We start from the raw sequence: 1,247 nt of genomic DNA, 5'->3' as shown, positions 1-1,247 counted from the left end.
CCCTCTGCCGTTTTGTAGAATAGCCCTTTGTCTATATAGCCACATTCCAGCCATTGCTTGAGCATCCTTTTGTCTGTCGGGACATTATCAAGTAGCCACTGGTGACCTATCTTGTCGAAACAAGCTTTGATATCCCCCTCAAGAACCCATTGTGCTGCTCCCTTTTTGCACAGGCATTTGAAGCACTGCTGTATTGCATCGGCTGCGCTTCGGTTAGGTCTAAAGCCATAGCTGTTAGGGTCGGCAATTGTTTCCGATATAGGTTCTAGTGCTAGAAGATGTAACGCTTGTTGCGCTCGGTCTATCATACACGGGATACCTAATGGTCTAAGTTTGCCGTTTTTCTTCGGGATATAGATTCTTCTGAGCGGTTTAGCTCGATAGCCTTTTCTGCTCAGTAAGCTGACTGCCGCCATTCGACGTGCATCGGTGTTCCAGATGTCGCCGTCAATTCCTGGCGTTTTACTGCCTTTGTTTTGTGATACTCGACGAACAGCGAGAAGTTTTGCTGCTTTCGAGTGAGTCAGTATCCACTGTAGTGCTTTCGCCTTACCGTGTTTACCTTCTCGGATTGCTTTTGCAATGCGCATCTGGAGCCTTAACACATGGCGCTCAACCGCTTTCCAGTCGATGGATTGCCATTGGGCGCTGCCAGAAGGGGCACTCACTTCATGAGAAGAGATCATCTGCGTTCCTTCTTAAATAAAGTTTTCCAAATCATCTTGCAATGGGAGACCAGTTGGAAGTGGGCACACTTTCGTGTCAAACATCCGTCTGTATCTGCATCATTACAATGCAGCATTCGCTTTTTCCAACCTCCTTTACCAGCACCGCTATCGGCTCTCTTCACAGACAGCTTTCCCGAAGGAACGATACTGGCTTACCGTGTTCCGCATGTCGCGCAATATCAGGGTAGATGCCCACTATAGTGCGAGGAGCCTATCGATCACGAAAGAGTATTGTCCAACCTCTTTCCTACTCCCATCGCCGTTTGGCCACAGCGTATTAACCACTTCCGCTGCTTCACGTATAACGCACCTTACATGGATTCACTTTCGTTCATCATACTGATTCCCTAGCACTCACCCAATTCGTGGTTATCAGGAGGAGCATTCCCTCACGGTTCTGCTCCCGTTTGGCACAGTGCCAAACTTCGTTACATTGTCAGGCTCGCTGCTTTATTCAGAGCCTTAGGGTCGTCTGGTGATACAAACGGTTCACTCTTATCGCGGTGAACAGCGCTTCAT

Annotated in this window: 1 protein-coding gene; it reads right to left on the bottom strand. The window is 48.4% G+C overall.

Features of this window, described 5'->3' with window-relative positions:
* Positions 1-686: reverse transcriptase N-terminal domain-containing protein (locus QQ041_RS03280; RefSeq protein WP_285953122.1), on the bottom strand; the 686-nt coding region annotated here is incomplete at its 3' end.
* Between the last annotated feature and the right edge of the window lie 561 nt (positions 687-1,247).

The organism is Vibrio sp. TMPB1044, assembly GCF_030442075.1.
In the GTDB taxonomy this organism is placed as follows: Bacteria; Pseudomonadota; Gammaproteobacteria; order Enterobacterales; family Vibrionaceae; genus Vibrio; species Vibrio satsumensis.
The sequence above is the reverse complement of the archived record's forward strand: the minus strand, read 5'-3'. Positions and strand labels throughout refer to the sequence as shown.